Origin of the sequence: Arthrobacter sp. StoSoilB5, from assembly GCF_019977235.1 — a bacterium.
In the GTDB taxonomy this organism is placed as follows: Bacteria; Actinomycetota; Actinomycetes; order Actinomycetales; family Micrococcaceae; genus Arthrobacter.
This window is the reverse complement of sequence record NZ_AP024646.1, coordinates 3,852,331-3,875,554: the sequence shown is the minus strand read 5'-3', so window position 1 is coordinate 3,875,554 and position 23,224 is coordinate 3,852,331. Positions and strand designations below refer to the sequence as shown.

Sequence of the window (23,224 nt, the reverse complement as noted above, 5' to 3'; positions counted from 1 at the left end):
GACTACCAGCTGTTGCGTTTGAGGAGGGGTCCGATGAGCAATGTCGCAGGCGGTCCGCAGGTGAATTCGCCGGGAGCATTGAGCCCGCAATCGCGTGCCGCGTCGATTGAAGTCCTGAAAGCCACTGCCGAACCCGGCAAACAGCTGGACATCCTGATTGTCGGCGGAGGCGTGGTGGGGGCTGGCGCAGCCCTGGACGCAGTGACCCGTGGCCTCACAGTCGGCATAGTTGAAGCCAGGGACTGGGCCTCAGGGACGTCATCGCGCTCGTCCAAACTCATCCATGGTGGCCTCCGGTACCTTGAGATGCTCGATTTCGGACTGGTCCAGGAGGCGCTCCAGGAACGCGGGTTGCTGATCCAGCAGATCGCACCCCATCTGGTGCGCCCTGTCCCTTTCCTCTACCCGCTGACCCGTAGGTTCTGGGAGCGCCCCTACGTGGGCGCGGGCATCATGCTTTATGACACATTGGGCCTCACCTCGGGGCACAGCCGGGGCGTTCCCATGCACAAGCACCTCTTCAGGCGTGGCACCCTCAGGGCGGCTCCGAGCCTGAAGGACGATGCTTTCGTTGGCTCCATCCGCTACTACGATGCCCAAGTGGACGACGCCCGTTTGGTGGTCAACGTTGTGCGGACGGCCGCGCACTACGGTGCCCACGCCGTGAACAGGGTGCGCGTGGTGGACTTCCTCAGGGAAGGTGAACGCGTGGTGGGCGCCAAGCTGGAAAACCAGGAAGACGGCAGCGTCTTTGAGGTCCGCGCCAAGCAGGTGGTGAATGCCACAGGCGTTTGGACGGACGAAACCCAAGCCATGGTTACCGACCGGGGCCAACTCAAAGTCAGGGCATCCAAGGGCATCCACCTTGTGGTGCCGCGGGACAGGTTCCAGTCCACTGTTGGGTTGATCCTGCGCACGGAAAAGTCTGTGCTCTTCGTGATCCCCTGGGGCCGCCACTGGATCATCGGTACTACGGACACGGACTGGAAGCTGGACAAGGCGCACCCTGCAGCGTCCAGCAAAGACATCGACTACGTCCTGGAGCACGTCAACAAGGTCCTTAAGCGGCCACTCACCCGGGAGGACGTCGAAGGCGTTTACGCAGGGCTCCGCCCCCTTCTTGCAGGCGAAAACGACTCCACTGCCAAACTTTCCCGCGAACACGTCGTGGCCCACCCGGTGCCAGGCCTGGTGGTGGTGGCCGGCGGTAAATTCACCACTTACCGTGTCATGGCGAAGGATGCGGTGGATGAGGCCACCCGGGCGATGGATGAACGGGTTCCCTCCAGCTGTACTGAAACGATCCCGTTGCTCGGTGCGGAGGGGTTCAAAGCCGCCTGGAACCGCCGGGCCCGCTCCGCAGAAGAGGCCGGCGTGCACGTGGCGCGCGTGGAACACCTGCTCAACCGTTACGGCTCCATGGCGTCGGAAGTGCTGGATCTCATCGCTGGGCAACCCGAACTCGGGGAACCGCTTCCCGGTGCGGACGATTACCTTGCCGCCGAGGTGGTCTATGCGACCACCCATGAGGGCGCCCGTCATGTTCACGACGTTTTGACGCGCCGTACCCGGATCTCGATCGAAGCGTGGGACCGGGGTGTGTCAGCAGTGCCTGTAGTGGCTAAGCTGATGGGAGAAATCCTTGGCTGGAGCGAGACGCAGCGGGAAAGCGAGATTAAGCACTATTTGGCGCGGGTGGAAGCTGAGCGGCTCAGCCAGCAACAACCCGATGACGAATCAGCTGACGCCGCGCGCATGGGAGTCGATGACATCGTTCCCCTTCGCTGAGCAACACAGGACCTGCGGCCGGAAGGCCACACTGGAGGGAACACGACTTGGCTGAACCACTTGACCGGTATGACGCCGAACTGACTACGCCGGAAACCGTCATCCTGGAACTCGTTGCCGAGGACAAAATCGATGCTGCGGCACAGTTGGCGGAGCGCCTTCACGCGGCCGGCCGGATCTCCAACCTCGAAGGCTTCCTTGAACAGGTCCATTCCAGGGAACACCAACTGGCCACCGGTCTTCCCGGAGGTATTGGGCTGCCGCACGCACGCAGCGAATTCGTGGACAGGATTTCCATTGCCGTGGGCGTCACCAAGTTCGGTCACGCCTTGGATTTCGGTGCCACAGATGGCCCGGCCACATTGATCCTGCTCATTGCCACACCGGCCAGTTCCTTCTCGGACCATTTGGAAGTCCTCGCTACTTTGGCGCGTTCGCTCTCCAAGGAGTCATTCCGCGAGTCCCTGCGCCGCGCGCACGATACCGAAGTCATTTCCGAACTCATCAACTCAAGCCTGGTGTTCTTCGACCATTGAGTCCGGGCGCCGGGCCGGGCCCAAAGCCCAGCTTCTTACCGTTCGTTTCGTTGTTCTACAGCGTGACGAAGTACGGTTAAGGGGTGTTGAAAACCGCGCTGAAACCCCGCTGGATCGCAGGACTCGTCTTTGCGCTTCTCCTGTCCGCGGTGTTTGTGCTGCTTAGCCAGTGGCAGCTCAGCCGGTCCACCCAGCACGAAGCCCCGGTGTCTTCGAGCATTGAAGAGGTCAAGCCGCTGGTGGACGTTCTGCAGCCGGGGCAGTTTTTCCCTGGCTCTGTTTCGGACCAGATGGTCAGCGCCACCGGGACGTACGATCCCGCCAAGCAGGTGCTCGTCGAGGGCCGCCTATATAACGGCCAGAAGGGATTCTGGATTGTCTCGGCCTTCGCGGTGGACAACGCTCCGAAACTGAGCGGTGTTGCGGCCTCGCCCAAGACCTGGATTCCAGTAGCCCGGGGTTGGGTGGCCGATGCCGCGCAAGCCGGCCCTCCGCCGTCGGGCACCCTGACGGTGACCGGCCGCCTGCTGCCGTCCGAAGCGCCGGTGCCAAATGTCGACGCCGGTCCAGGCCGGGCGTCTGCAGTGGCCGTTGCCGAACTCATCAACACGTGGGAGATCTCCAGCTACCAGGGCTTCGTTGCCGCGACATCCGAGGTTGCCGACGGCGTTCCCGTAGCCGCCGACGAGGGGGTGAAGGCCCTCAACATCCCAGCACAGCCGCCCGCACAACAGGTTAACTGGCTGAACCTCTTCTATTCCGTGGAGTGGGTGGTCTTTGCAGGATTCGCGCTGTACATCTGGTGGCGGATGGTGGCGGACGACTACCGTCGCGACCTCGAAGACGACGAATACGACGCACACGACGAATACGACCACGAAGACGGACTCGACGAAGACAAAGACGAGCCCAACAAACCGACAAGCCCTGAAACCCAGCAACCTGGGCCAGAACAAAAGGTGCAGCAATGATTGAGCCCAAACCGGCCATCCAGCCAGAGCAATCCGGACCCAAGCCCAAGAAGCGCAGGTTTGGCGGAACGGAAGCCCAAATCCGTTCCGCGCTGAAGTTCTACAAGGTCATGGCCTACCTGACTGGTGCCATGCTCCTGCTGCTCTGCGCTGAGCTGATTGCGCGCTACGGTTTTGGCGTATCGCTCTTTGCCGGTGGAACGAACGCCGTTACCGGTCAGCCGTTCGGCTTCGGATTCGCCGAGTCTGAGCCCAAGGGCGTGATCGGTGGCTTCAATATCTCCACCACTGTGTTGATCGTCCACGGTTGGATGTACGTGGTCTACCTGGTCTCCGACTTCCGCTTGTGGTCGCTCATGCGCTGGCCGTTCTCCAAGCTGGTCCTGCTGGCCCTGGGCGGCGTAGTGCCGCTGATGTCGTTCATCGTGGAGAAGAAGTTCCACGCACAGGTTGAAGCGGAACTGGCAGCCAACCCGCAGGCCTCAAAGCGCTACTAGTCGCGACGGGGGCAGGCGAGGCAGGTGCAGCGGTGTGAGATGCCTAACGACTTGCCCGTAATTGACCCCTTCGGGCCCTTGCCAACGTGCACCGGGGCGGCCCGGCAAAGTAGTCTTGGTGGGTGACTACTCCCACCGCACCCCAGACTTCCCAGAAGCCGGTGCTGGTTGTTGACTACGGTGCCCAGTACGCGCAGCTGATTGCACGCCGCGTCCGTGAAGCGAATGTGTATTCGGAAATTGTTCCGCATACCTTCACCACCGAGCAGCTTCTGGCCAAGAACCCGGCAGCCATCATCCTTTCCGGCGGACCTTCCAGCGTCTACGCAGAGGGAGCTCCGCGGGTCGGAGCGGACCTTTTTGAAGCCGGTGTGCCCGTTTTTGGTATCTGCTACGGCTTCCAGGCCATGGCCAACGCGCTTGGCGGCAAGGTGGCCCAGACGGGCCTCCGGGAGTACGGCGCAACCGAAGCACTGGTGGTTGGCGACGCCCGCTCGATTCTTGACGGTGTGCCCTCCTCGCAGAACACCTGGATGAGCCACGGCGACTCCGTCCATGAAGCTCCTGAGGGTTTCGAGGTGCTTGCCACCACGGCAGGAGCGCCGGTAGCCGCCTTTGCCAACGAGGAAAAGCGCCTCTACGGTGTGCAGTGGCACCCGGAGGTCAAGCACTCCGTGCACGGTCAGCACGTCCTGGAGAACTTCCTGTTCAAGGGCGCGGGCCTGAGCCCCAACTGGACCACCGGCAATATCCTCGAAGAGCAGGTAGACCGGATCCGCCAGCAGATCGGCGATTCCAAGGTCATCTGCGGTCTCTCCGGCGGTGTGGATTCGGCTGTTGCTGCGGCTCTTGTCCAGCGGGCCGTTGGAGACCAGTTGACGTGTGTCTTCGTGGACCACGGCCTCCTGCGCGAAGGTGAAGCCGAGCAGGTTGAACGCGACTTCGTGGCTGCCACCGGGGTCAACCTGTATGTTGCCAACGAGCAAGAGCGCTTCCAGTCTGCTTTGGCCGGAGTCAGCGATCCCGAGACGAAGCGCAAGATCATTGGCCGGGAATTCATCCGTGCCTTCGAGGAAGCAGAGAGGGCGATCATCGCCCAGGCCGCTGCCGAGGGCGAGAAGATCAAGTTCCTGGTCCAGGGCACGCTTTACCCGGACGTCGTCGAGTCCGGCGGTGGCGAAGGCGCTGCGAACATCAAGAGCCACCACAACGTGGGTGGACTTCCTGAAGACCTGCAGTTCGAACTGGTCGAGCCGCTCCGCGCCCTGTTCAAGGACGAAGTCCGCGCCGTTGGTGCCCAACTTGGCCTGCCGCAGGAAATTGTTGGCCGCCAGCCGTTCCCCGGCCCGGGCTTGGGTATCCGCATCGTCGGCGAAGTTACCAAGGAACGCCTTGACCTGCTCCGCAAGGCCGACGCCATTGCCCGTGCAGAGCTGACCGCTGCTGGCCTGGACAATGATGTTTGGCAGATGCCGGTGGTCCTGCTGGCTGATGTCCGTAGCGTCGGGGTCCAGGGCGATGGCCGCACCTACGGTCACCCGATCGTCCTCCGCCCGGTATCGTCCGAGGATGCCATGACGGCCGACTGGTCGCGTTTGCCGTATGACCTCCTGGCCCGCATCTCCAACCGCATTACCAACGAAGTGGATGGAGTCAACCGCGTAGTGCTGGACGTCACCAGCAAGCCGCCGGGAACCATCGAGTGGGAATAGCATTTTGAGTGGCCGGCCTCCTTTGGGAGGCCGGCCACTGTTCTTCCAGCTGTGAAATGACGGCGAATTTCGTATTGCCACTGTGTTGCGGAGCGGGCTAAAGGCGTATTCCCGCTACCCTCGAAAGTATGCCGGTATGGTCCAAGGCGTCTAAAGCTAGTACAGAAAAGAAGGCAGCAGTTGTGTCATTAGGTCAAGGCCAGGAAGAGGGCTCCGAAGAGCTCCGGAAATGGCTGTCCGGACTTAAGCCCGTTACCGGGGCGGACACGATGCTGCGTTTCGTCAAGACGCCCGAAGGCGCCATCGACCTCAGCAACGCGCATCCCTCGGGACTGGCGCAGTTGCTGGCAGGGCGCAGAACGCGGTTGTCCACCCTTATCCGCGACCGGCAGCAATATCTGGTGGCGGCCCGGGCGGCACGCAACATCCGGTCCAAAATTTTCGAACTCAGTAATGATCGCGGTATTGAGGCCGGGTACCTCTCTGCCGGCACGGTGGTGTGGACGTCAGCCGTGGGTGGCAAGCCCCAGCGGGTCTCCGCTCCTGTCATGCTGACCTCGATTGTCCTGACCGTGCGCCCGGGCGAGGACGACTTCGAGCTGCAGCTCACCGAGCAAGCGCGCATGAACCCGGCTTTGGTGCGCCACCTGAAGACCGTCCATGGCATCGTCTTCGACGTCAATGCAGTTGCCCGCATGGCCTACAACACGGCCAGGCTCGACCCCCAGCCGGTCCTTGATCGCCTGGCTACGCTCGTTCAGCCCATCCATGGGGCCGAGGTTGAATTCAACTTGCTCGTGACCACGTTGGCTGATCTCTCGGGAAACCTCGATGACCCGTGGATCAACATGAACAACCCCACCGTGGCTGCCCTGGCTACTGCTGCCAACGGTGGCGACATTGAGCCCGAACCCATCAAGGCGGGCAGGTTCCCCAGCCTGGATGAACGTGATCCGGCGGACGAACTCCTCCTGCTCGACGCCGACACTGACCAGCAGTATGTAGTGGATGCTGTTCGCGCAGGAGATTCGCTTGTTGTCAGCACTCCACCGGGTAGCGGCCAGACGCAGACGGCCATCAACGCCATTGGCGCGTTGGTCAGCGAAGGAAAATCTGTCCTGGTAGTGGGGGACCGGCAGTCCAGCCTTGCAGGGCTTTCTGCACACCTGGAGTCGCTGGGCCTTGATTCAATGTTGTTCCGTCCGGGCAACGGCACCACACCACAGCAACTCAAGGGCCAGTTGGTCCGGGCCATTATGCGCAATGAAAAGGCCCTGGAACCGCAGCTCGGGAACCTCCACCAGACGCTGACCGGACACCGGCACGCGCTGATGGACCACGTTGCGTCACTCCACAACGTCCGCGAACGCTGGGGCTGCTCGCCCTACCAGGCAATGCAGTCGTTGGCGGAATTGACCTCCATCCATCCGGCGCCGTCCACCACAGTGCGCCTGAAGCGCAGCGTGCTGGACAACATCAAGGACCGTGAGGAGCTCGCCGGCCGTTTGCGTCGGGCTGCTGAGCTGGGCAGTTTCAGCCGGGCTTCCACCTCCAGCCCCTGGTATGGAGCCCGGCTCGTAACCCGCAAGGAGACCGAAGAGGCCCAACAGCTGGCCCGCATTGCCGAGGAGAAGCTCCCCATCCTTCGTGAGCGCATGAAGGAGGTATCGGATCACGCTGAGATCCGTTTGGCGGACACCTTCACGGAGTGGGGCGCCCAGCTTGAACTGCTGATTGCCGTGCGCGAAAGCCTGGACAAGTTCACTCCGGACATCTTCGATCGCCCTGTCCATGACCTCATCTCGGCAACGGCAAGCTCCGCGTGGCGCCGGGAGCGCAATCTGGAGATGCCGTCCATGCAGCGCTCCAGGCTGCGGCGTGTGGCCAAAGAGTACGTGCGGCCCGGTGTCCACATCGCGGACCTCCACAGCTCCCTGGTCCTCGTCCAAGAGCAGCGTGCCCTGTGGGCCGGCTACGCCACCACGCAACGCCACCCGGCCGTGCCGTCCGGGCTCGCAGACCTCGGTGCCTTGTACCGTGAACTGGACGCCGAGCTTCGCCGCCTGGGTGAGGCTCTCAAGCACACTTCTGCCGGCGGTTCGCTGCACCAGACTCCGTACCTGGAACTCATGGAGCGGCTTGAACGACTCGTAGCGGACACAGCCACGCTTGAAACACTTCCCGAGCGCACTCTCCTGATTGAAGAGATGCGCGAGCATGGACTCGGGGAGCTCCTGGCTGACCTTGCTGCGCGTGAAGTCCCCGCAGCGTCGGTGGCAGCCGAGCTGGATCTTGCCTGGTGGCAGTCTGCCCTGGAAGCAATGATCAGCGGTGACGACTACCTCGCCATGTCCGACGGCGACTCCCTCCGCCGCCTCGAAGCTGAGTACCGCCTCGCGGACCAGGCCCACATTGCCAGTGGTGCTGCCCGTCTGCGGTGGCAGTTGGCCCGGAAGTGGGGCCAGGGGATAGTGGAGCATCCCCGGCAGGCAGAGTTGCTTCGTGCCCTGCTCAAGGATGGTCGGGTGACCCTCCCCGCCTTGAGCGCCCAGGCACCTGACCTCGTGCCCATGCTGGTTCCGGTGTGGTCCGTCAGCCCTTACCTGCTGACGGGTGTTCTTCCCGCGGAGCAGAAGTTTGACGCCGTGGTTATCATCGACGCCGAATCGACGTCGCTCCAGGCCGTCCTTCCGGCGATTGCCCGAGCCCGGCAAGTCGTTGCCTTCGGTGATGCGAAGATCGCCAATGCCCGCACCTTCAGCGTGGCCGTGGAACCTCCCGTGGCCGGAGTCTCCAGCCACGAGACCGTGGACAGTGCCTACAAGGCACTGGCACGCGTGCTGCCGACGTGGCAGCTGAACTGGGTCTACCGGGCTGTCGACGAGGACCTGATCCTGCAGCTGAGCAAGAACTACTACGACGGCGGCCTCCGGCGCCTGCCTGATGGCAGCTCTGTGACGGGCTTGGACCGTTCGATCCTGGTGGAGTACATCCCCGATGGAACCGGCCTCCCGGGTGCCGACCACGAGGGTGTGGAGTCCGTTACGGCAGAGGTCAACCGTGTGGTGGACCTTGTCTTCGAACATGCCAGACTCCGGCCCCGTACGTCGTTGGCTGTGGTCACTGCCAGCCTGCGCCACGCTGCGCGGATCGGTGAGGCTATCCGGCTTCAATTGCCCAACCACCCCTTGTTGTCCGCCTTCTTCGGCGCGGGCCCGGAGTCCTTCCGCGTGGTGGACCTCGAGCGTGCACAGGGGCTGGTGCGTGACCATGTCATTTTCTCCCTGGGCTACGGCCGGACTCCGCATGGCCGTGCTTTGCATTCGTTCGGGCCATTGTCCACCGAGGGCGGGCGGAACCGCTTTGCTTTGGCGATGACCCGCGCCCGCCGCTCCATGCATGTCCTGAGCTGCTTCCGTCCGGAAGATCTGGACCAGGATCGCTTGGCGCACGGCGCTGTGGACTTTTACGAGCTGCTGGACCGGGAACTGTCCGGGAACAGCAACCTTGGAACTCCCGCCTCGCGTGCAGTTGCCAGTGAACAAGCCTTGGGTGAGGATCCCTTGGTTGCCGATCTGGGCGAGCGCTTGCGAGCCAGGGGCGCCCGCGTGTGGCACCTTTACGACGGTGTCCTGGACATTGCTGCAGCTGCCGACCCCGTCCACACCATCGGACGGGAAGGGGCCGAAATTCCCACTCCAGTGGCAATCGAATCCGATGGCACGGAACGGTACCGGCGCATGAGTGTCCGTGAACGGAGCCGTCTGCGTCCCCAACTGCTGGAACGCATGGGATGGCGTTACATGTCCCTGTGGACGATTGAAGTGTTCACGGATCCCTCGTCCTGCGCAGATCGAATCGGTTCCTATTTGGGGCTTGAGAACCATGTTCCGCAATCCGTCCAGGCCTCGCAGCATGGCTTCCTGGACATGGATGTTGAACAATTGAATCTGGACAATGCAAGGTCGTCGTATGGCAGCTCCTCCGAAGCCCGGGCTTCGCATCGGCAGGGTTTCGGCGCTGTGCAGGCAAGTGTGTACAAGCAGAGTGCATCGGCTGGCCAACCACGCAATGCAGACGCCAGTAATGCAGACACCACCGATCCAGAGGATGGGACTGAAGTACCAGTGATTGAACAGGGAACCGGCAACGGAAGCGGCTCCGAAGAAGAGACCGGAACTGTGGGTGCCGAAAACACGGATCATCCAGCGGAGCCAAAGGCACCAGCGGCCAAGCCAGGCTCCGGTGGCATCCTGCCTACCAAAGCCGCTGAAGACGATCCCCGGCGTTGGGGCGACGAAGGCAGCTATGACCATGAGCAGTGGTTGAAGGAACAGAAGCCTCCGCATTGGGGCTGATGGATCCACGAACACAAGCCCTGCACAGGGTTTGACCAAAAACCTAGGGATTGACCAAAACAAAGAAAAGCTTGCCTTGCGTGGATGCGCCGGCAAGCTTTTCTGCTTGCCGGGGATCTGCAGCTACCACCATCAAGCCGTCGGTGTCGCTGGTTCCGAGCCACTGGCCGGGCTTACCCCCTTGGGCGGACGTCCAGAGTACGGGTACGGAGGCAGCCAGGACTTCGGTTTGCCTGGACTCATCGTATGATCCTGCGGCCGTGAGGACTACATTCACTAACTGTCCTGGCGACAGAAGCTGGATGGATGATGGGTCAGCCATGCGAAGGGGGACCGCAGCTGACCCTACGGGTGCACCAGTGAGGAGTCCCGGCCCCAGAAGATTTGATTCCGTGGGAATCTGCCCTTTCGTCAAAGGCGAAGCAAGCTGGCGGCCCACCAAGGAAGCGTGATCCTCCAAGGCTCCGGAAATTGCGACGTCCGGCGGCACCCCAACACTGGTGAAATCGGCGTCGGTAAGGCTGGTGCCTGCTGCAAGGTCATGGGCTGCGACGAGAATGCTGACGCGCTGCTCGGTTGCAGGCGTTAGTTGTTGAACAGTAATGCCGGTGGCCAGACACAACAGGAGCGCCACGGTCAGCCTACGGTTCCGGGAGATCCAGAGATTCATGCTCTGCCTTGGGGCCAGCCTCACCGGTCGATGTGGCCCTTGGTTCCGGGGAAGCAGCGGGCCAGCCGACGCAGTGGGGTTGATCCGTGAGCGACCATAACGGCTGGCAGGCGGAGCGGAATGTCCGCGGCGGGGGAGGAAGGAAGCAGGTGTCTTTTGTGGCATGACGCCACGCTAGCCACCGGGCCCGGCCGCCCAACAGCGGCCGAATGCCCTATGTGGATAAAAGCTGGTTAGCTGGCTGCAGCCGCGGGTGCTGGCGTGGCGGCCGGGGCTGGAGTCGCCGGGGCAGAGGGTGCAGCTGAGACGGTGCTGCCCTTGGAGTCGCGCGAATCCGTGCGGTAGAAGCCCGAGCCCTTGAAAACAACGCCGACGCTGTTGAACTTCTTGCGGAGCGCACCCCGGCATTCAGGGCACTCCGTCAGGGAGCTGTCAGAGAAGGACTGGACGATGTCAAAGGCATGGTCACAGTCTTTGCAGGCGTACGCGTATGTGGGCACTGATTTCCTCCTTCAGGACAAAGTTCAGGTCCTGTGGAGCCGTGGCGGAGAATCTCCGCATTAGCAGTCGCAGGGCCTGAGTGCCAATTCTATCATCCGCTTCCCGCTCACCTGCTATCTGCCAACTCCACGGACGAGCGGGACTTCACCCAGGCGGTGGGCCGCTCAGTTCCCGCGCCCCAGCTTAACGATTCCGGAGGGCGTTAGCGCGTCAGGCACCGGGCGGTCAAAGGGCTCCGCGGGGATAGCTCCGGACGGCAAGACGTCGTCGTCGTACACCACCGCGATGGTGGGCGGCCGCCCGCCGGAAGCATCCAGATATTGGAGAAGGCGATCGTAGTAGCCACCGCCCTGCCCGATGCGGTTGCCGTCGAGGTCCACAGCGGTAGCAGGCATGAAGATACCAGCAACGGCGCTCACCACCGCACTGTCCAAACGTTCGCCTTCCGGTTCGTCAATGGGTGCGTATTCGGACCGGACGAAGGCCGTTTCCGGTGTCCAGTACACCCAGCTCAACTGGCGACCGGGTTCGCAAACGGGAAGCAGAACCTGATGGCCGGAGTTGTGGAGCCCCGCAATCAGGGGCATGGTTGGGGGTTCGTGGGAGACGCCCACGTAGATAGCGAACGCGGCGTTGGAGCCGCCCGAGACTTGAGCGGCCCAGTCCAGGCCGTGCCGCGCAATCGACTCGCCGGCTTGCGCGACTTGCTCCGTGGTGAGGCCGCGCCTGTACAAGCGCCGGCTGCTGCGGATGTCTTCCTTCGATGCCATTATTGTCCGATCATGAGATTCGCGGGCCCCGGGAAGCAGCAAATCCGCTCCAGTTTCAAGGCTGTTTCTGCGTCCTGCCACGGCGGGGGTTTACCCGTTGGTGTATTCCTTCCGTTACATTAGTCCGGTGACTCTCGATAACAATGCTGTCCGTAAGGCCGTCATCCCCGCAGCGGGTCTTGGTACCAGATTCCTCCCCGCCACCAAGGCGATGCCGAAGGAAATGCTGCCCGTGGTTGACAAGCCAGCCATCCAGTACGTCGTCGAAGAAGCGGTGAAGGTTGGCCTGCACGACATCCTGATGATCACCGGGCGCAGCAAGCGCGCCCTGGAAGATCACTTTGACCGTGTGCCGGCGCTGGAAGCGACGCTGGCAGAGAAGGGTGATACTGCCAAGCTTGAAGCCATCCAGTCCGCCACCAACCTGGGCGACATCCATTACGTCCGCCAGGGCGACCCCAACGGCCTTGGCCACGCGGTCCTGCGTGCAAAGCAGCACGTCGGGTACGAGCCATTCGCCGTATTGCTTGGCGATGACCTGATCGATCCCCGTGAAGACCTGCTGAGCGAAATGATCGCCGTCCAGCAGAAAACCGGCGGCTCCGTCGTTGCCCTCATCGAAGTTGAGCCTTCCAAGATCAGCGCCTATGGTTGCGCGGACATCGAGGAAAACGATGAAGACGGCTACGTCCGCATTAAGCAACTGGTGGAAAAACCGTCGCCCGAAGAAGCCCCATCCAACCTTGCCGTGATCGGGCGCTACGTTCTCCACCCGGCGGTGTTTGATGTCCTGGAGAAGACTGCTCCCGGGCGCGGCGGTGAAATCCAACTGACGGATGCCCTCGAGGTTCTGGCTGCCGGGGAAGGTGAGGGCTACGGCGTTTATGGCGTTGTGTTCCGTGGCCGCCGCTATGACACGGGAGACAAGCTGAGCTACCTGAAAGCCTGCATCGAGTTGGCATGCGAACGCGACGACCTCGGGCCCGAGCTCCGCGAGTGGCTGCCGACCTTCACTGCCGCTCTTCCCAAGTAACACCGGTGTACGGCTCTGCGATCTGGCCGGTAACGCTGGAAAGCGGAGCCTTGGTGCTCCGGCCAATCCGTTACCGCGATAAGCGGGAGTGGTCTGAAGTCCGTTCGCGGAACAGTGAATGGCTTGCACCCTGGGAGGCGTCCAACCCTGCCCCGGGTGGCCGCCTTCCCAGTTACCGACAAATGGTGGCATCGCTGAACGCGCAAGCCCGGCAGGCCACGGCTTTGCCATTTCTCATCACGGAGCGGACCGAGGGATTCCGCGAGCCGCAAATTGTCGGCCAGCTGACTGTCTCGTCCATCGTGTGGGGTTCAGCGATGATGGCTACCCTGGGCTATTGGGTTGATAAGGAACGTGCCGGGCAAGGCATCGCACCCACCGCAGTTGCCATGGCTACCGACCACTGCTTCCGGACCCTGGGCCTGCACAGGATGGAGATCAATATCCGGCCTGAGAACGCGCCGAGCCTCCGGGTCGTGGAGAAGCTTGGATTCCGGGACGAGGGGTACCGTCTGAGATACCTGCATATCAACGGCGAGTGGGCAGACCATCGCTCCTTCGCGCTGACATCGGAGGAAGTTCCGCAGGGACTCCTCGATGCATGGCTCAGAGGAAGAAGCGGCAGGTCATAGCCCCTTTTGGGCCGTATCTCCATTCATTTGCGGACTCGCCGACGACACACCGACCGCAATGCCGCCGCCCCTGATGATTTGCTTCTACGGTTTTGAATGTGGACTTCCCTCTCAGCAGCTCAGTGATACTCGTGGTCACTGTTGCGCTTTGGATGGTATGGGTCGCTCCCTACGTTCTTCGAAACAGACGGCAGCAGGTCCAGGCGGCCACTGTTTCAGCAGAGGCATTTGACGACGAACCAGACGAAACGCAGGCAGGGGTGGTACTGACTTTGGCACCCCGGCAGGAGAAACCGATGGAGACCATGCACAGCAAAGCACCGGCGTCGCCCCAGGAATCCCGCGTGGCTGAGTCGTCCGCCAAGAAGGCGCCCACAACTCCCTTTACGATCCGATACGCCCGGCTCACCTTGGCGTTGTCCGGCCTTGCTTTGCTGCTGACTGCCATTGTTTCGGGGGCGCTGCGGCTGTTCGGCACCGGTACCGTCTGGCTGCCATTGGTGTCGTTCATCGGCGCAGTGCTCGCCGTGGTGACGCTGCGGCGGCTCGCCCTGCGGGATCTCCGCGAACGGCGGGCGCGCCGGGCTGCGCCGGTGGTGCCCATCCAGACCCCCGCGCGGTACCTGCCAAAGGAACCGCCCGCCGAAGCCAAGGAAACACCGGTTTTCGACGCCGAGGCCGGAAAGTCCGAGGCCGCACGCCTCTCTGCCGTGGAGCTTCGCCAGGCTGCCTTGGCTGTTGCGTTGGCAGCTGGTGACAAATCAGCTGCAGCCGGGTCTGGTTCCGAGGATGCCGGTTGGGAGCCGGTTGAGGTTCCCAAGCCCACGTACGTTGGTGCCGCAAAGGCGCCCCGGCCCGCTCCGGAACCGCTGGACCTTCCGGAGGCCCCGAAGCCTGTGGGCAAACCGGTGCTTAAGCAGAGTGTTGAGCCGGCAGAGGCCGCTGCGGCTGCGCAGGTGCGTACTGCCGCCAAGGGGCAGAGCGCCCTGAGCAACCTGGACGATGTCCTGCAGCGCCGCCGCGCCTAGGCCGGCATGACCACTCTCTGTGTTGCAGGCGGCACCGGCCAGGTAGGCCGTGAGGTTGTTCGTCAGGGGCTCGAGGCCGGGCACACGGTATCTGTGCTGAGCCGCCACGTGCCGACTCCCGGTTCGGAGAAGCACCACGACGGCGCCACCTACTTTGCGGGCGACGTCACCACAGGTGATGGTCTGGCAGCCGCGGTGGCGGGTGCCGACGTCGTCATTGATTGCCTTGAGGGACGGCTCGGCAAAGCACAAAAGCAATTTGCCGGCGGCGGTGCCCGGCTTCTTTCCGCGGCCCGTCAGGCAGGTGTGCGCAAGGCGGTGGCGTTGTCGATTATCAACTGCGACCAGAGCAACTATTCCTTCTATGTCTCCAAGGCAGACAAGGAACGCATCTACGCGAGGGCGGACATCGAAACGGTGGTTGTCCGGGCCACCCAATTCCACAGCCTTGTGGAGATGGTCTTTCGTGCAGGTGCGAAGGCGCGCCTAATTCCGGCATTCAAGGGCGTGCGGTTCCAATCGATTTCACCCACTGACGCTGCAGCTGCGTTGCTCGAAGCCGCGCTGGAAGCGCCTTCTCCCGAGCGGCACCGTGTCAGGACCATTGGCGGACCCGAGGTACTGGCCATGAAGGACATGGCTGAGTCGTGGAAAGCAATCACGGGTGCGCGAGGCAGGGTTGTGGAGGTCCCTTTGCCCGGCGCGATGGGCGCCTACCTGCGTGCGGGGCTCAACCTCGTGCCGGAGCAAAGGTACGGCGCTGAAACGTTCGTGTCGTGGTTGGAAAAGCGCCGGGAAACTTTGTAGCCTAGGGACACTGGTCCGGCTCCAATCGCCGCGCTAAGGGGCTATAGCTCAGTTGGTAGAGCGCTTCGTTCGCATCGAAGAGGTCAGGAGTTCGAATCTCCTTAGCTCCACAGATTTAGGCATGTACAACGAAACCGGCCAGGCAATATTTGCCTGGCCGGTTTCTTGTCGAGAGTCTAGAGGGGCTGGATGTTCTCCGCCTGAGGTCCCTTGGGGCCCTGGGTGATGTCGAACTGGACCTTCTGGTTCTCGTCCAAGGAACGGTATCCGCTGGACGTGATTGCTGAATAGTGGGCGAATACATCCGGTCCACCGTCGTCCGGGGCGATAAATCCGAAGCCCTTTTCAGCGTTGAACCATTTCACTGTGCCTGTAGCCATGCTTGTTTTCCTTCACGGGTAGCTGGTCGGTACCGCTTGTCGGATCACCGTCCCCGCCACTCACATTATTGAGCCTATGTGTCGATCTGACATGGGGCAACAGGTTCTGCCATGCCTTCGTGATGTCGTAGTGCAGTGCACGCTATCTGGCCGTAGTTGGTGGGGAGCCTTAATGCGGTGGTTGCCCCTCTAGAATTACCCTGTGAACGACTCCCTGCCTCCGTGCCCCGAATGCTCCAGTGAATACGCCTATGAGATGGGCGTGCTGCTTGTCTGCCCTGAGTGCGCCCACGAATGGTCACCGGCGAACGGGAGCGACGAGCAGGAGAATGTCATCAAAGACGCGGTCGGCAATGTCCTGAGTGACGGCGACACCGTCACGGTCGTCAAGGACCTCAAGGTCAAGGGCAGTTCCACGGCCATCAAGGTCGGCACCAAAGTGCGGAACATCCGGCTGGTCGATGGCGTGGGGGACCACGATATTGACTGCAAAGTGGATGGCTTCGGCCCTATGCAGCTCAAGTCCAGTGTTGTGAAGAAAGTCTGACGGGAGGCTTCACGATGACCGGAACCTCAGTACCCAAAGGCCTCATCGGCCCCATCCTGGTAGGCGTCATGCCCGGGCAGCGTCCGGTCGTTGTGGAGCGCGCCGCCGAGGTGGCGCTTAGCGCTGGGCTGCCACTGGTGTGCGCCTTCGTTGATGTGACCGTTTATCCCGTGGATGGAACCACGGGCGGGCCGTCTGCTCCGATTGATCCCGACGGCGTGGACGATGACGCCGAGAACGCCCCGGATTCCTTGCGGGCAGCGATTGCCGCCCAGCTGGCCGAAGCTGACCTGAGCTGGTCCATCGTTTCCCTGGCAGGGGAGCCGGCGCGGGCGTTGGCCCATGAGGCCGAAGATATCGGCGCGTCCATGATTGTGGTGGGCTCCAGGGACCGTAAGCTTGGGTCGGCCATCAAAGAGCTCACTGCTGGTTCCATTGCCAGGCAGCTCTTTCACCGGCAGGACCGCCCGGTGCTTGTGGTACCTGTGGAGCCGCGGGTGCCGGTGGATGATGACGACTGACGCCAGGCGTCCCGTCCATCTTCACTGGGGGTTCATCGGAATTGTGGCCGCGGGTGGCGTGTTCGGGGCACTCGCCCGCTACGGCCTCGGACTTATGATTCCTGCGCCAGGATCCTGGCCGTTGCCCACCCTTGTGATCAACCTTTCCGGCGCTTTGGCGCTTGGCGCCTTGCTGGAGGGACTCTCCAGGCGGGGGCCCGACGTCGGAAGTCGCCGGCTCTGGCGCCTGGCCTTGGGAACGGGGTTCCTGGGTGCGTACACCACCTACAGCACGCTCGCTCTGGACGCGGTGCACCTGTTCACTGCCGGCGACACGCCTGCTGCGATAGGTTATCTCGGCGTGAGCCTGCTGGGTGGCGCGGTGGCAACCACGGCCGGAATCTGGCTCGCCGCGTGGCATCACGGACGTGCGAAGTGACCGTCATCCTGCTGGCCCTGGCGGGGGGATTGGGTGCGGCTGCCAGGTTCGTGATGGACGGGCTCATTCGGGCACGGCTTCGCACTGCCCTGCCGTGGGCCACCATCATCATCAATGTTTCCGGTTCCTTGCTCCTCGGATTCCTAGCGGGCCTGGCGCTGCGGGGGCTGGCGAGCGAGTCCCTTCAACTCATCCTCGGCACTGGTTTCCTCGGCGGCTACACCACTTTCAGTACGGCAAGCCTGGAGACCATAAGGCTCGTGCAGAGTGGGCGGGTGGGGCTGGCGCTCGTTAACGGGCTGGGGTCCATGGCCGTTAGCGTCGGTGCGGCCGCTGCAGGCGTTTGGTTCGCTCTGCTGCTGGCTTAAGAGATGACTGCCTGAGGGTCTTTGCCCGGCTGTAGGATCGGTGCCATGGCTAAGAAGACATTCAATGAGCTGTTGTCCGCCCAGGTCGCCAATGAGTTTGCGGCCTCCCAGCAATACATTGCAGTAGCCGTGTATTTTGACGGCCAAGACTTGCCGCAGCTTGCCCGGCACTTCTACCGCCAGGCCCTTGAGGAGCGGAATCACGCCATGATGATGGTCCAGTACATGCTGGACCGCAACGTGCACGTCGAGATCCCCGGCATCGCCCCGGTTCGCAACAACTTCACCAATGCCAAGGAACCCATCGCCCTGGCCCTGGAGCAGGAAAAGGAAGTCACGCGCAACATTGAGGAGATGTTCCGCGCCGCTCGTGCCGAGGGCGACGCCTTGGGCGAGCAGTTCATGCTGTGGTTCCTGAAGGAACAGGTTGAGGAAGTGGCTTCCATGACCACGCTTTTGAACATCACGGAACGGGCGGAGAACCTCTTCGACATCGAAAATTACGTTGCCCGTGAGAGCGTCGGCGATGGCGGGCGCGATACCAGCGCTCCGTCCGCTGCCGGCGGTGTTATCTAGGGGGCAAACTCCCGAGGTGAAACCAGAGGCCGCCCGAAGCTCAGCTTCCGGCGGCCTCTTCGATTGCCAGGGCATCGTCGCGGTCGGACCGGCCCAACAGGGACAGTCGGCTGGCAATACGGGCCAGATCCGTGGGCAGGACGCTGCCGGAAGGTTCTGCATCCCAGTCCAGGGGTCCCGTACCGATCAGGAACAAGGTGATGTCCTGATCGTGAAGCACATCCACGGCATTGCTGAACCGCTGCCACGCGGGCGCGGAATTCGGGTCCATCAGGGCAGGGGAGGGAACGTCGTCGACGACCCAGGTCTTGAAACTGTCCGCCAAGGCGAGAAAATCAGCGGTGGAGGTCAGGCCTCCGCACAATTCCGGGAAGCCCACCCAGAGCAGGTCCGGGTCTGCGTTCTTGACCACGATGGGTTGTGTTGTTGGCGTCAGGACACGGCTTTGGGAGGCGGTGGGCCTGAACAGCCCCAGCCGTCCCAGCTGCTTGGGCGTGCCCGGCGTAATGATCCTGCCCGAGCGGAACGCCTGGGTGCCGGCGTCGGGAGTTTTATGTGCCGCAGGAAACCGCCGGAAGTCGGCGGGGCCGTTGATCTCCACAATCTCCATCATCTCCTTGATGGCCTCGATGGTCGGCGCAAAATGATCGTGCCACAAGGGGTTGGGCAGCAAATCGTCCGGAGCGTAGTTGGACGTCACCACCAAGGGAATCCTGCGTTGCGCCGCGGAACGCAACAACCGGGCGATGAACATTCCATCCCCGACGTCGTGGACGTGAAATTCGTCGAAGAACAGGACGTCGATGTCCGTCAGGAGCGCATCCACTGAGTGCTGGATGGCTGTTCCATCGGCGGAAGCTGAACGGTGCGTTCCCGCGTGCAACTTGCGGAAGAAATCATGAAAGTGGACGCGACGTTTCCGGGCCGGAAGCCTGTCGTGGAAACTGTCCATGAGCCACGTTTTGCCGCGGCCCACAGGTCCGTGAAGATAGATGCTTCGCGGCGTCCTCTGCGGGAGCGCACGACGGCGGGCGGTTACGACTGCACCAAAGGCGGCCAGCCGCTGGGCTGCTTCCTGCTGGCTGGGCTCAAGCTGGAAACCCGACCGTCCGGCGTCGTGCGTGATGCCCTGCATGAGCGCAAGGGCAGCGCCCCGGCCTCCCTGCTTTCCTCGTGGTGGGAGGAGCGACGGCGTCACAGCCAGCCTTTCCGCTTGAAAATGAGATACATGAGCACCGCTGCTCCAAACATGAGCCCGATGGCCATCGGATAGCCGAAGTCCCAGTGCAGCTCCGGCATATGGTCGAAGTTCATGCCGTACACCCCGGCCACAAACGAGGGTGCGAACAGGATGGCGGCCCAAGAGGAGATCTTCTTGACTTGTTCGTTCTGGGCAGCGCTCGCCTCATTCTGGCGGTTCGCCGTCAGTGTGCCGTCAAGGGTCAGGGCGTTCTGCAGGAGATCCCTGAAGGAGTTCACCCTGGAGATGACGCGCTGAACGTGGTCCTCCACGTCACGGAGGGAGCGCTGGAGTTCAATGTCCACCCCGTACTTCTCGAAGCCCTTCTCAAGCAGCACCATGATGTCCGGTAGAGGCTGGATTGCCCTTTGGAATTGGATGACTTCACGCGCAAGCTCATAAATCCGCCGTGAAACTGCGGTATCGCCGCTGAAGAGTTGGTCTTCAATTTCATCGATGTCGTTCTCGAGCCCTGCCACCACAGGCGCGTAATCGTCCACCACCTGGTCCAGGAGGGCGTACAGCACCGCTTCCGGTCCATGCCGCAGGAGATCCGGGCGCTGCTCCAAACGGTGGCGGACACGCGCAACTCCACCGGTTTCAGCATGGCGGATGGTCACCACGAAGTTGGGACCGGTGAAGATGTGCAGCTCGCCGAACTCCACCGTCTCGGTGGCATCCAGGTACCGGGCGGGCCGCAGGACCGTGAAGAGGTTGTTGTCGTAGCGCTCCAGCTTTGGCCGCTGGTGCGCTGAAACGGCGTCCTCCACAGCGAGTTCGTGGAGGCCGAACTCGTGGGCGACAGCGGTCATCTCGTCCCGGGTGGGCCTGTAAAGCCCGATCCACGCCATGCCACCTTGCTCCGAGAGTGTCTCGAAAGTCTTCTCCAGGTTATGTGGGGTGGCTGTGCGTACGCCTTCTACATAGACGGCGTTATCAATGATGGTCACGAGTGAACGCTACTGCATGGCACCGATGATGGCGCCCGCAATGGTCATGGCGAGGATATCGTGCCCCGCATCAATAACGGTTACTTCAGAGGGGCGCCCGGCGAAACCATTGTGGATGACGTGTCCTCCGGCGCGGAAAACCAGGGCCAGGACCAGGGCGAAGAAGCCTCCGGCCAGGAAGGTGTTGAGCTCCAGGGCACTGATCAGGATGGCCAGGAGAATGCTGGTGAGTGCCGAGGCAAGCATCATGGGAATCCAGATACCGGCGCCGCCGTCGATGTTTTTGAGGTCCTCCTCGGTTTTGCCGATCGCTTGCATCCACCGCCGACCCAGGACGGCCGGCATGTACCAAACGAACCCGATCACCACGCTTGAGATGAACGCCAGAAGGACAGCGAGCCAGTTGATCTGCGAAATGTGTGAGAGCCAATCCATGGTCAAAAGCCTAGTAGGGCGGACCACTGGAGCCGGTGTTCAAGCGTTCACGCTGACCGCGTGTTGGTAGTTCCGGCCAACCTTTCCATCAAAGGCTCGGTTCGGTAGGGGATATGCGTATGAAGGGCCAGGACGGTTTCCGTTCGGATGACACCTTTGGTCCGCAGGACGGACCTCAGCGCGGATTGCAGGTTATGGGTGTCCGTTGCCACCACGCGGCACCAGAGATCTCCGCGTCCGGAGATTTCATGGACCTCCAGCACCTGTGGAATGAGCCGCAAGGCTCCGATGACACCATCGAGTTCGCGGTGCGTTACTTCGATGGTGATGAAAGCGACGACGTCGTACCCCACCTTTTCAAGGTCCACTTCTCGGCCCGCTGCCTGAAGGACCCCGGAACGGAGCAGCCGTTTTAGACGGCTTTGGGCAGTGTTGCGGGCAATGCCCAGTGAGTCGCTGAGTTCAGCGATATGGATACGAGGGTCCTTGATGAGTTCCAGCAGGATCTTCAAGTCCATGGGGTCCAAGGTATTCAAATGGTCACTCCGGCTCACGTAGACGTCACTACTTTGATTATTTCGCTCAATTTTCCCACCATTCTGCTCCTTTGAGCGCAGTAATGCGGCATCCTGTTGCCACCGAAACATGGCCGTGCTGCCATCCCACAAGGAGCCCGCGCACTGCCCCGAACCTAAGGCACGGAAATGACTGTCTTGAGCGAACTCCGCATGCGTCCGGCCACCGCCGGCCGCTGGGGTTGGGATGCCACTACGACGGCAAGGCTGGTCCTGGCCGGCATAGTGATCTTCACGCTGCTGGTGGGCGCAAACCTGGCCACGCCGCTGTATCCCTTGCTGCAGGCCAGATTGGGCATGTCCTCCTTGGACGTTACGGTGGCTTTCGCCAGCTACGTCCTGGCCCTTGTGGTGGTCCTGATGGTGGCGGGGCACTGGTCGGACCACATTGGAAGACGGGCGGCGCTGGTGCTGGCCGTCCTTATGGGCCTGCTGGGCGGCACAATCTTCGCGAATGCCGACAGCCTTGGCATGCTGTCGCTGGGCAGGGCTTTCCAAGGAGTGGCAGTAGGTCTGGCCACCGGTGCAAGCTCCGCGGCGCTGCGTGAACTGTTGCCCCGTAGGCCCGAGTGGGCTTCCCGCTTCACGTTGCTGTCTTCGGCTGGTGGTGTGGCTGCCGGGCCCGCGATCGGTGGCCTCCTCTCGCTGCTTCCGGACCCGACGCGAACCCCCTACTATGTCCACTCCGGGGTGCTGTTGGCTGCGCTCGTTCCGCTGTGGCTCCTCAAAGCAAGGCCTGCGATTGCGCCCGCTGCAGGAAAACCGGTGTTCAAGGTTCTCGCTCCGCGTAGACCTGCCGTTTCGAGTCACGCACGCGGCGCCTTTTGGATGGCGTCTGCAGTGGGGTTCCTGAGCTTCGCGGTCTTCGGGTTCTGCCTTTCACTGGCGCCCGGATATTTCGCAGCCGTGGTCCATGCAGATTCCAGACCCGTCATCGCGCTGCTGGCTGGGGTCACTTTGGGTGCATCGGCGCTCAGCCAGCTTGTGGGAGTGCGTGGACGATACATGGTCCCGGTTGCCCTGGCAGTGTTGGGCGTCTCGGTGATCCTGGTTGGAGCTGCCGCGGCTTGGTCGAGCCCCTTGTTGCTGGTGGCCGCCAGCATCACTGCGGGGGCAGGTCAGGGAATCGCGTTCCGTCAGGTGTTCAACGATGTTGCCGGGAAAGTGGAGGCAGCCCGGCATGCGCAAGTCATCAGCACGGTTTATGTCATCACCTATATGGGAAGCGCTGTTCCGGTGATTGGCCTGGGATTGGCTGTCTCGGCACTTGGCCTGGAGGCCGCCGTCGTTGGTTTTACCGTGCTGTGCGGGGTTGCGGCCCTGGCCCTCGCCGCGGTGTCCCTCCACGGTGCCCGCCGGGGCTGAACAGGGTTACTCCGGAAGCGGGCCGCGGTTGCCGGGTATGTGCTGGAAGACCATCGTGGTCTCCGTGTGTCCTACCACCGGATCTGTGGCGAGGTTATCGAGCAGCCAGTTGCGGAGGTCGTCGGTGTTGGCGACGGCAATGTGCAGGAGGTAGTCCACGGAACCTGTGGTGTGGAACGTGGAGATCACTGCAGGCAGCTTGGGGACGCGTGCCGTGAAGCGGTCAATCTGGTCCCGATCATGTGCACGGAGACGGACGGCAATGAGCGCCTGCACCGAGCGGCCGATGGCTGGCAGGCTAAGGACAGCCTCGAAGCCCTCGATAATCCCCCGTTCGGACAGGGCCCTTGTGCGCATCAGGGCAGTGGAGGGAGCGATTCCCACGAGTTCCGCCAATTGCTTGTTGGAGATACGCGCGTCCTCCACCAAGGCCGCCAGGATTCGTTCGTCAATAGCGTCCAGCGGCTCGGCGCTGCCTGAATTTGGCCGAACATTCTTCGCGGGGTTGCTCACGGATCCTCCTGAAATTGCCTTTCATTCATCATA

At 62.3% G+C, this 23,224-nt stretch carries 25 protein-coding genes and 1 tRNA gene; 17 read left to right on the top strand and 9 right to left on the bottom strand.

From position 1 onward, the window contains the following. The first annotated feature begins 33 nt into the window (after positions 1-33). The 6 genes from LDN75_RS17515 to LDN75_RS17490 all read left to right on the top strand — a co-directional run bounded on the left by LDN75_RS17515 (position 34) and on the right by LDN75_RS17490 (position 9,862). Positions 34-1,788: a glycerol-3-phosphate dehydrogenase/oxidase gene (locus LDN75_RS17515; RefSeq protein WP_223933857.1), complete on the top strand. Its 1,755-nt coding sequence runs from the start codon at positions 34-36 to the stop codon at positions 1,786-1,788. Between the two features lie 47 nt (positions 1,789-1,835). After that, a complete protein-coding gene (locus LDN75_RS17510; RefSeq protein ID WP_223933855.1) occupies positions 1,836-2,324 on the top strand; it encodes a PTS sugar transporter subunit IIA in 489 nt (162 codons plus the stop codon). A gap of 83 nt (positions 2,325-2,407) precedes the next feature. Further along, positions 2,408-3,295 (top strand): SURF1 family protein, encoded by an 888-nt coding sequence (locus LDN75_RS17505; RefSeq protein ID WP_223933854.1) that lies wholly within the window; start codon positions 2,408-2,410, stop codon positions 3,293-3,295. Continuing rightward, positions 3,292-3,792: a DUF3817 domain-containing protein gene (locus LDN75_RS17500; protein ID WP_223933852.1), complete on the top strand. Its 501-nt coding sequence runs from the start codon at positions 3,292-3,294 to the stop codon at positions 3,790-3,792. Before LDN75_RS17505 ends, LDN75_RS17500 begins: the two co-directional genes overlap by 4 nt. A gap of 122 nt (positions 3,793-3,914) precedes the next feature. Beyond that, positions 3,915-5,504 carry a glutamine-hydrolyzing GMP synthase gene (gene guaA / locus LDN75_RS17495; protein ID WP_223933851.1) on the top strand — a complete coding sequence of 530 codons (1,590 nt, stop codon included), beginning with the start codon at positions 3,915-3,917 and terminating at the stop codon, positions 5,502-5,504. A 128-nt stretch (positions 5,505-5,632) separates the two neighbouring features. After that, positions 5,633-9,862, top strand: coding sequence for a DUF4011 domain-containing protein (locus tag LDN75_RS17490; protein ID WP_223933849.1), 4,230 nt, complete (start codon positions 5,633-5,635; stop codon positions 9,860-9,862). 43 nt (positions 9,863-9,905) lie between these two features. On the opposite strand, the gene cpaB is transcribed toward LDN75_RS17490, so the two are convergent. The 3 genes from cpaB to LDN75_RS17475 form a co-directional block, all read right to left on the bottom strand. Continuing rightward, positions 9,906-10,532 carry a Flp pilus assembly protein CpaB gene (cpaB, locus tag LDN75_RS17485; RefSeq protein ID WP_223933847.1) on the bottom strand — a complete coding sequence of 209 codons (627 nt, stop codon included), beginning with the start codon at positions 10,530-10,532 and terminating at the stop codon, positions 9,906-9,908. A 233-nt stretch (positions 10,533-10,765) separates the two neighbouring features. Then, positions 10,766-11,032 (bottom strand): FmdB family zinc ribbon protein, encoded by a 267-nt coding sequence (locus tag LDN75_RS17480; RefSeq protein WP_223933845.1) that lies wholly within the window; start codon positions 11,030-11,032, stop codon positions 10,766-10,768. Positions 11,033-11,197: 165 nt separating this feature from the next. Next, complete coding sequence (locus LDN75_RS17475) at positions 11,198-11,803, bottom strand: 5-formyltetrahydrofolate cyclo-ligase (RefSeq protein ID WP_223933843.1); 606 nt, start codon at positions 11,801-11,803, stop codon at positions 11,198-11,200. Positions 11,804-11,930: 127 nt separating this feature from the next. On the opposite strand from LDN75_RS17475, the gene galU reads away from it, so the two are divergent. From galU to LDN75_RS17450, 5 genes are all read left to right on the top strand, one after another. Next, on the top strand, positions 11,931-12,836 hold the full coding sequence (gene galU / locus LDN75_RS17470; protein ID WP_223933841.1) for a UTP--glucose-1-phosphate uridylyltransferase GalU: 906 nt from the start codon (positions 11,931-11,933) through the stop codon (positions 12,834-12,836). A 5-nt stretch (positions 12,837-12,841) separates the two neighbouring features. Further along, positions 12,842-13,468 (top strand): GNAT family protein, encoded by a 627-nt coding sequence (locus LDN75_RS17465; protein WP_223933839.1) that lies wholly within the window; start codon positions 12,842-12,844, stop codon positions 13,466-13,468. 131 nt (positions 13,469-13,599) lie between these two features. Continuing rightward, on the top strand, positions 13,600-14,496 hold the full coding sequence (locus LDN75_RS17460) for a hypothetical protein (protein WP_223937620.1): 897 nt from the start codon (positions 13,600-13,602) through the stop codon (positions 14,494-14,496). Between the two features lie 6 nt (positions 14,497-14,502). Next, positions 14,503-15,303 carry an NAD(P)H-binding protein gene (locus LDN75_RS17455; RefSeq protein WP_223933838.1) on the top strand — a complete coding sequence of 267 codons (801 nt, stop codon included), beginning with the start codon at positions 14,503-14,505 and terminating at the stop codon, positions 15,301-15,303. A gap of 37 nt (positions 15,304-15,340) precedes the next feature. Continuing rightward, positions 15,341-15,413 (top strand) — tRNA-Ala (locus tag LDN75_RS17450). A gap of 66 nt (positions 15,414-15,479) precedes the next feature. Here LDN75_RS17450 and LDN75_RS17445 read toward each other — a convergent pair. Next, positions 15,480-15,683, bottom strand: a complete 204-nt coding sequence (locus LDN75_RS17445; RefSeq protein WP_144648155.1) for a cold-shock protein — start codon at positions 15,681-15,683, stop codon at positions 15,480-15,482. Positions 15,684-15,885: 202 nt separating this feature from the next. Here LDN75_RS17445 and LDN75_RS17440 point away from each other — a divergent pair, with 202 nt between their 5' ends. The 5 genes from LDN75_RS17440 to LDN75_RS17420 are packed head-to-tail and all read left to right on the top strand — an operon-like array spanning position 15,886 to position 18,113. After that, on the top strand, positions 15,886-16,230 hold the full coding sequence (locus LDN75_RS17440) for a zinc ribbon domain-containing protein YjdM (protein WP_223933836.1): 345 nt from the start codon (positions 15,886-15,888) through the stop codon (positions 16,228-16,230). Between the two features lie 14 nt (positions 16,231-16,244). After that, positions 16,245-16,751, top strand: coding sequence for a universal stress protein (locus LDN75_RS17435; RefSeq protein WP_223933834.1), 507 nt, complete (start codon positions 16,245-16,247; stop codon positions 16,749-16,751). After that, a complete protein-coding gene (locus tag LDN75_RS17430) occupies positions 16,738-17,169 on the top strand; it encodes a CrcB family protein (RefSeq protein ID WP_223933832.1) in 432 nt (143 codons plus the stop codon). The genes LDN75_RS17435 and LDN75_RS17430 overlap by 14 nt, the downstream gene beginning before the upstream one ends. Next, positions 17,166-17,537: a fluoride efflux transporter CrcB gene (gene crcB, locus LDN75_RS17425; protein WP_223933830.1), complete on the top strand. Its 372-nt coding sequence runs from the start codon at positions 17,166-17,168 to the stop codon at positions 17,535-17,537. The genes LDN75_RS17430 and crcB overlap by 4 nt, the downstream gene beginning before the upstream one ends. 45 nt (positions 17,538-17,582) lie before the next feature. Continuing rightward, entirely contained in the window at positions 17,583-18,113 is a 531-nt protein-coding gene (locus tag LDN75_RS17420) for a ferritin (RefSeq protein WP_223933828.1), read from the top strand. A 40-nt stretch (positions 18,114-18,153) separates the two neighbouring features. Here LDN75_RS17420 and zapE read toward each other — a convergent pair whose 3' ends face one another. The 4 genes from zapE to LDN75_RS17400 are packed head-to-tail and all read right to left on the bottom strand — an operon-like array spanning position 18,154 to position 21,256. After that, complete coding sequence (zapE, locus tag LDN75_RS17415) at positions 18,154-19,311, bottom strand: cell division protein ZapE (protein ID WP_223933826.1); 1,158 nt, start codon at positions 19,309-19,311, stop codon at positions 18,154-18,156. Then, the gene (corA, locus tag LDN75_RS17410; RefSeq protein ID WP_223933824.1) at positions 19,308-20,303 is read right to left on the bottom strand and encodes a magnesium/cobalt transporter CorA; all 996 of its coding nucleotides are present in this window, start codon (positions 20,301-20,303) and stop codon (positions 19,308-19,310) included. Before corA ends, zapE begins: the two co-directional genes overlap by 4 nt. Before the next feature lie 9 nt (positions 20,304-20,312). Beyond that, positions 20,313-20,738: a DUF1761 domain-containing protein gene (locus LDN75_RS17405; protein ID WP_223933822.1), complete on the bottom strand. Its 426-nt coding sequence runs from the start codon at positions 20,736-20,738 to the stop codon at positions 20,313-20,315. Between the two features lie 47 nt (positions 20,739-20,785). Beyond that, a complete protein-coding gene (locus LDN75_RS17400; RefSeq protein ID WP_223937619.1) occupies positions 20,786-21,256 on the bottom strand; it encodes an Lrp/AsnC family transcriptional regulator in 471 nt (156 codons plus the stop codon). Positions 21,257-21,442: 186 nt separating this feature from the next. Here LDN75_RS17400 and LDN75_RS17395 point away from each other — a divergent pair, with 186 nt between their 5' ends. Beyond that, the gene (locus LDN75_RS17395; RefSeq protein WP_223933821.1) at positions 21,443-22,678 is read left to right on the top strand and encodes an MFS transporter; all 1,236 of its coding nucleotides are present in this window, start codon (positions 21,443-21,445) and stop codon (positions 22,676-22,678) included. Positions 22,679-22,684: 6 nt separating this feature from the next. Here LDN75_RS17395 and LDN75_RS17390 read toward each other — a convergent pair whose 3' ends face one another. Beyond that, on the bottom strand, positions 22,685-23,191 hold the full coding sequence (locus LDN75_RS17390; RefSeq protein ID WP_223933819.1) for an Lrp/AsnC family transcriptional regulator: 507 nt from the start codon (positions 23,189-23,191) through the stop codon (positions 22,685-22,687). Positions 23,192-23,224: the final 33 nt, after the last annotated feature.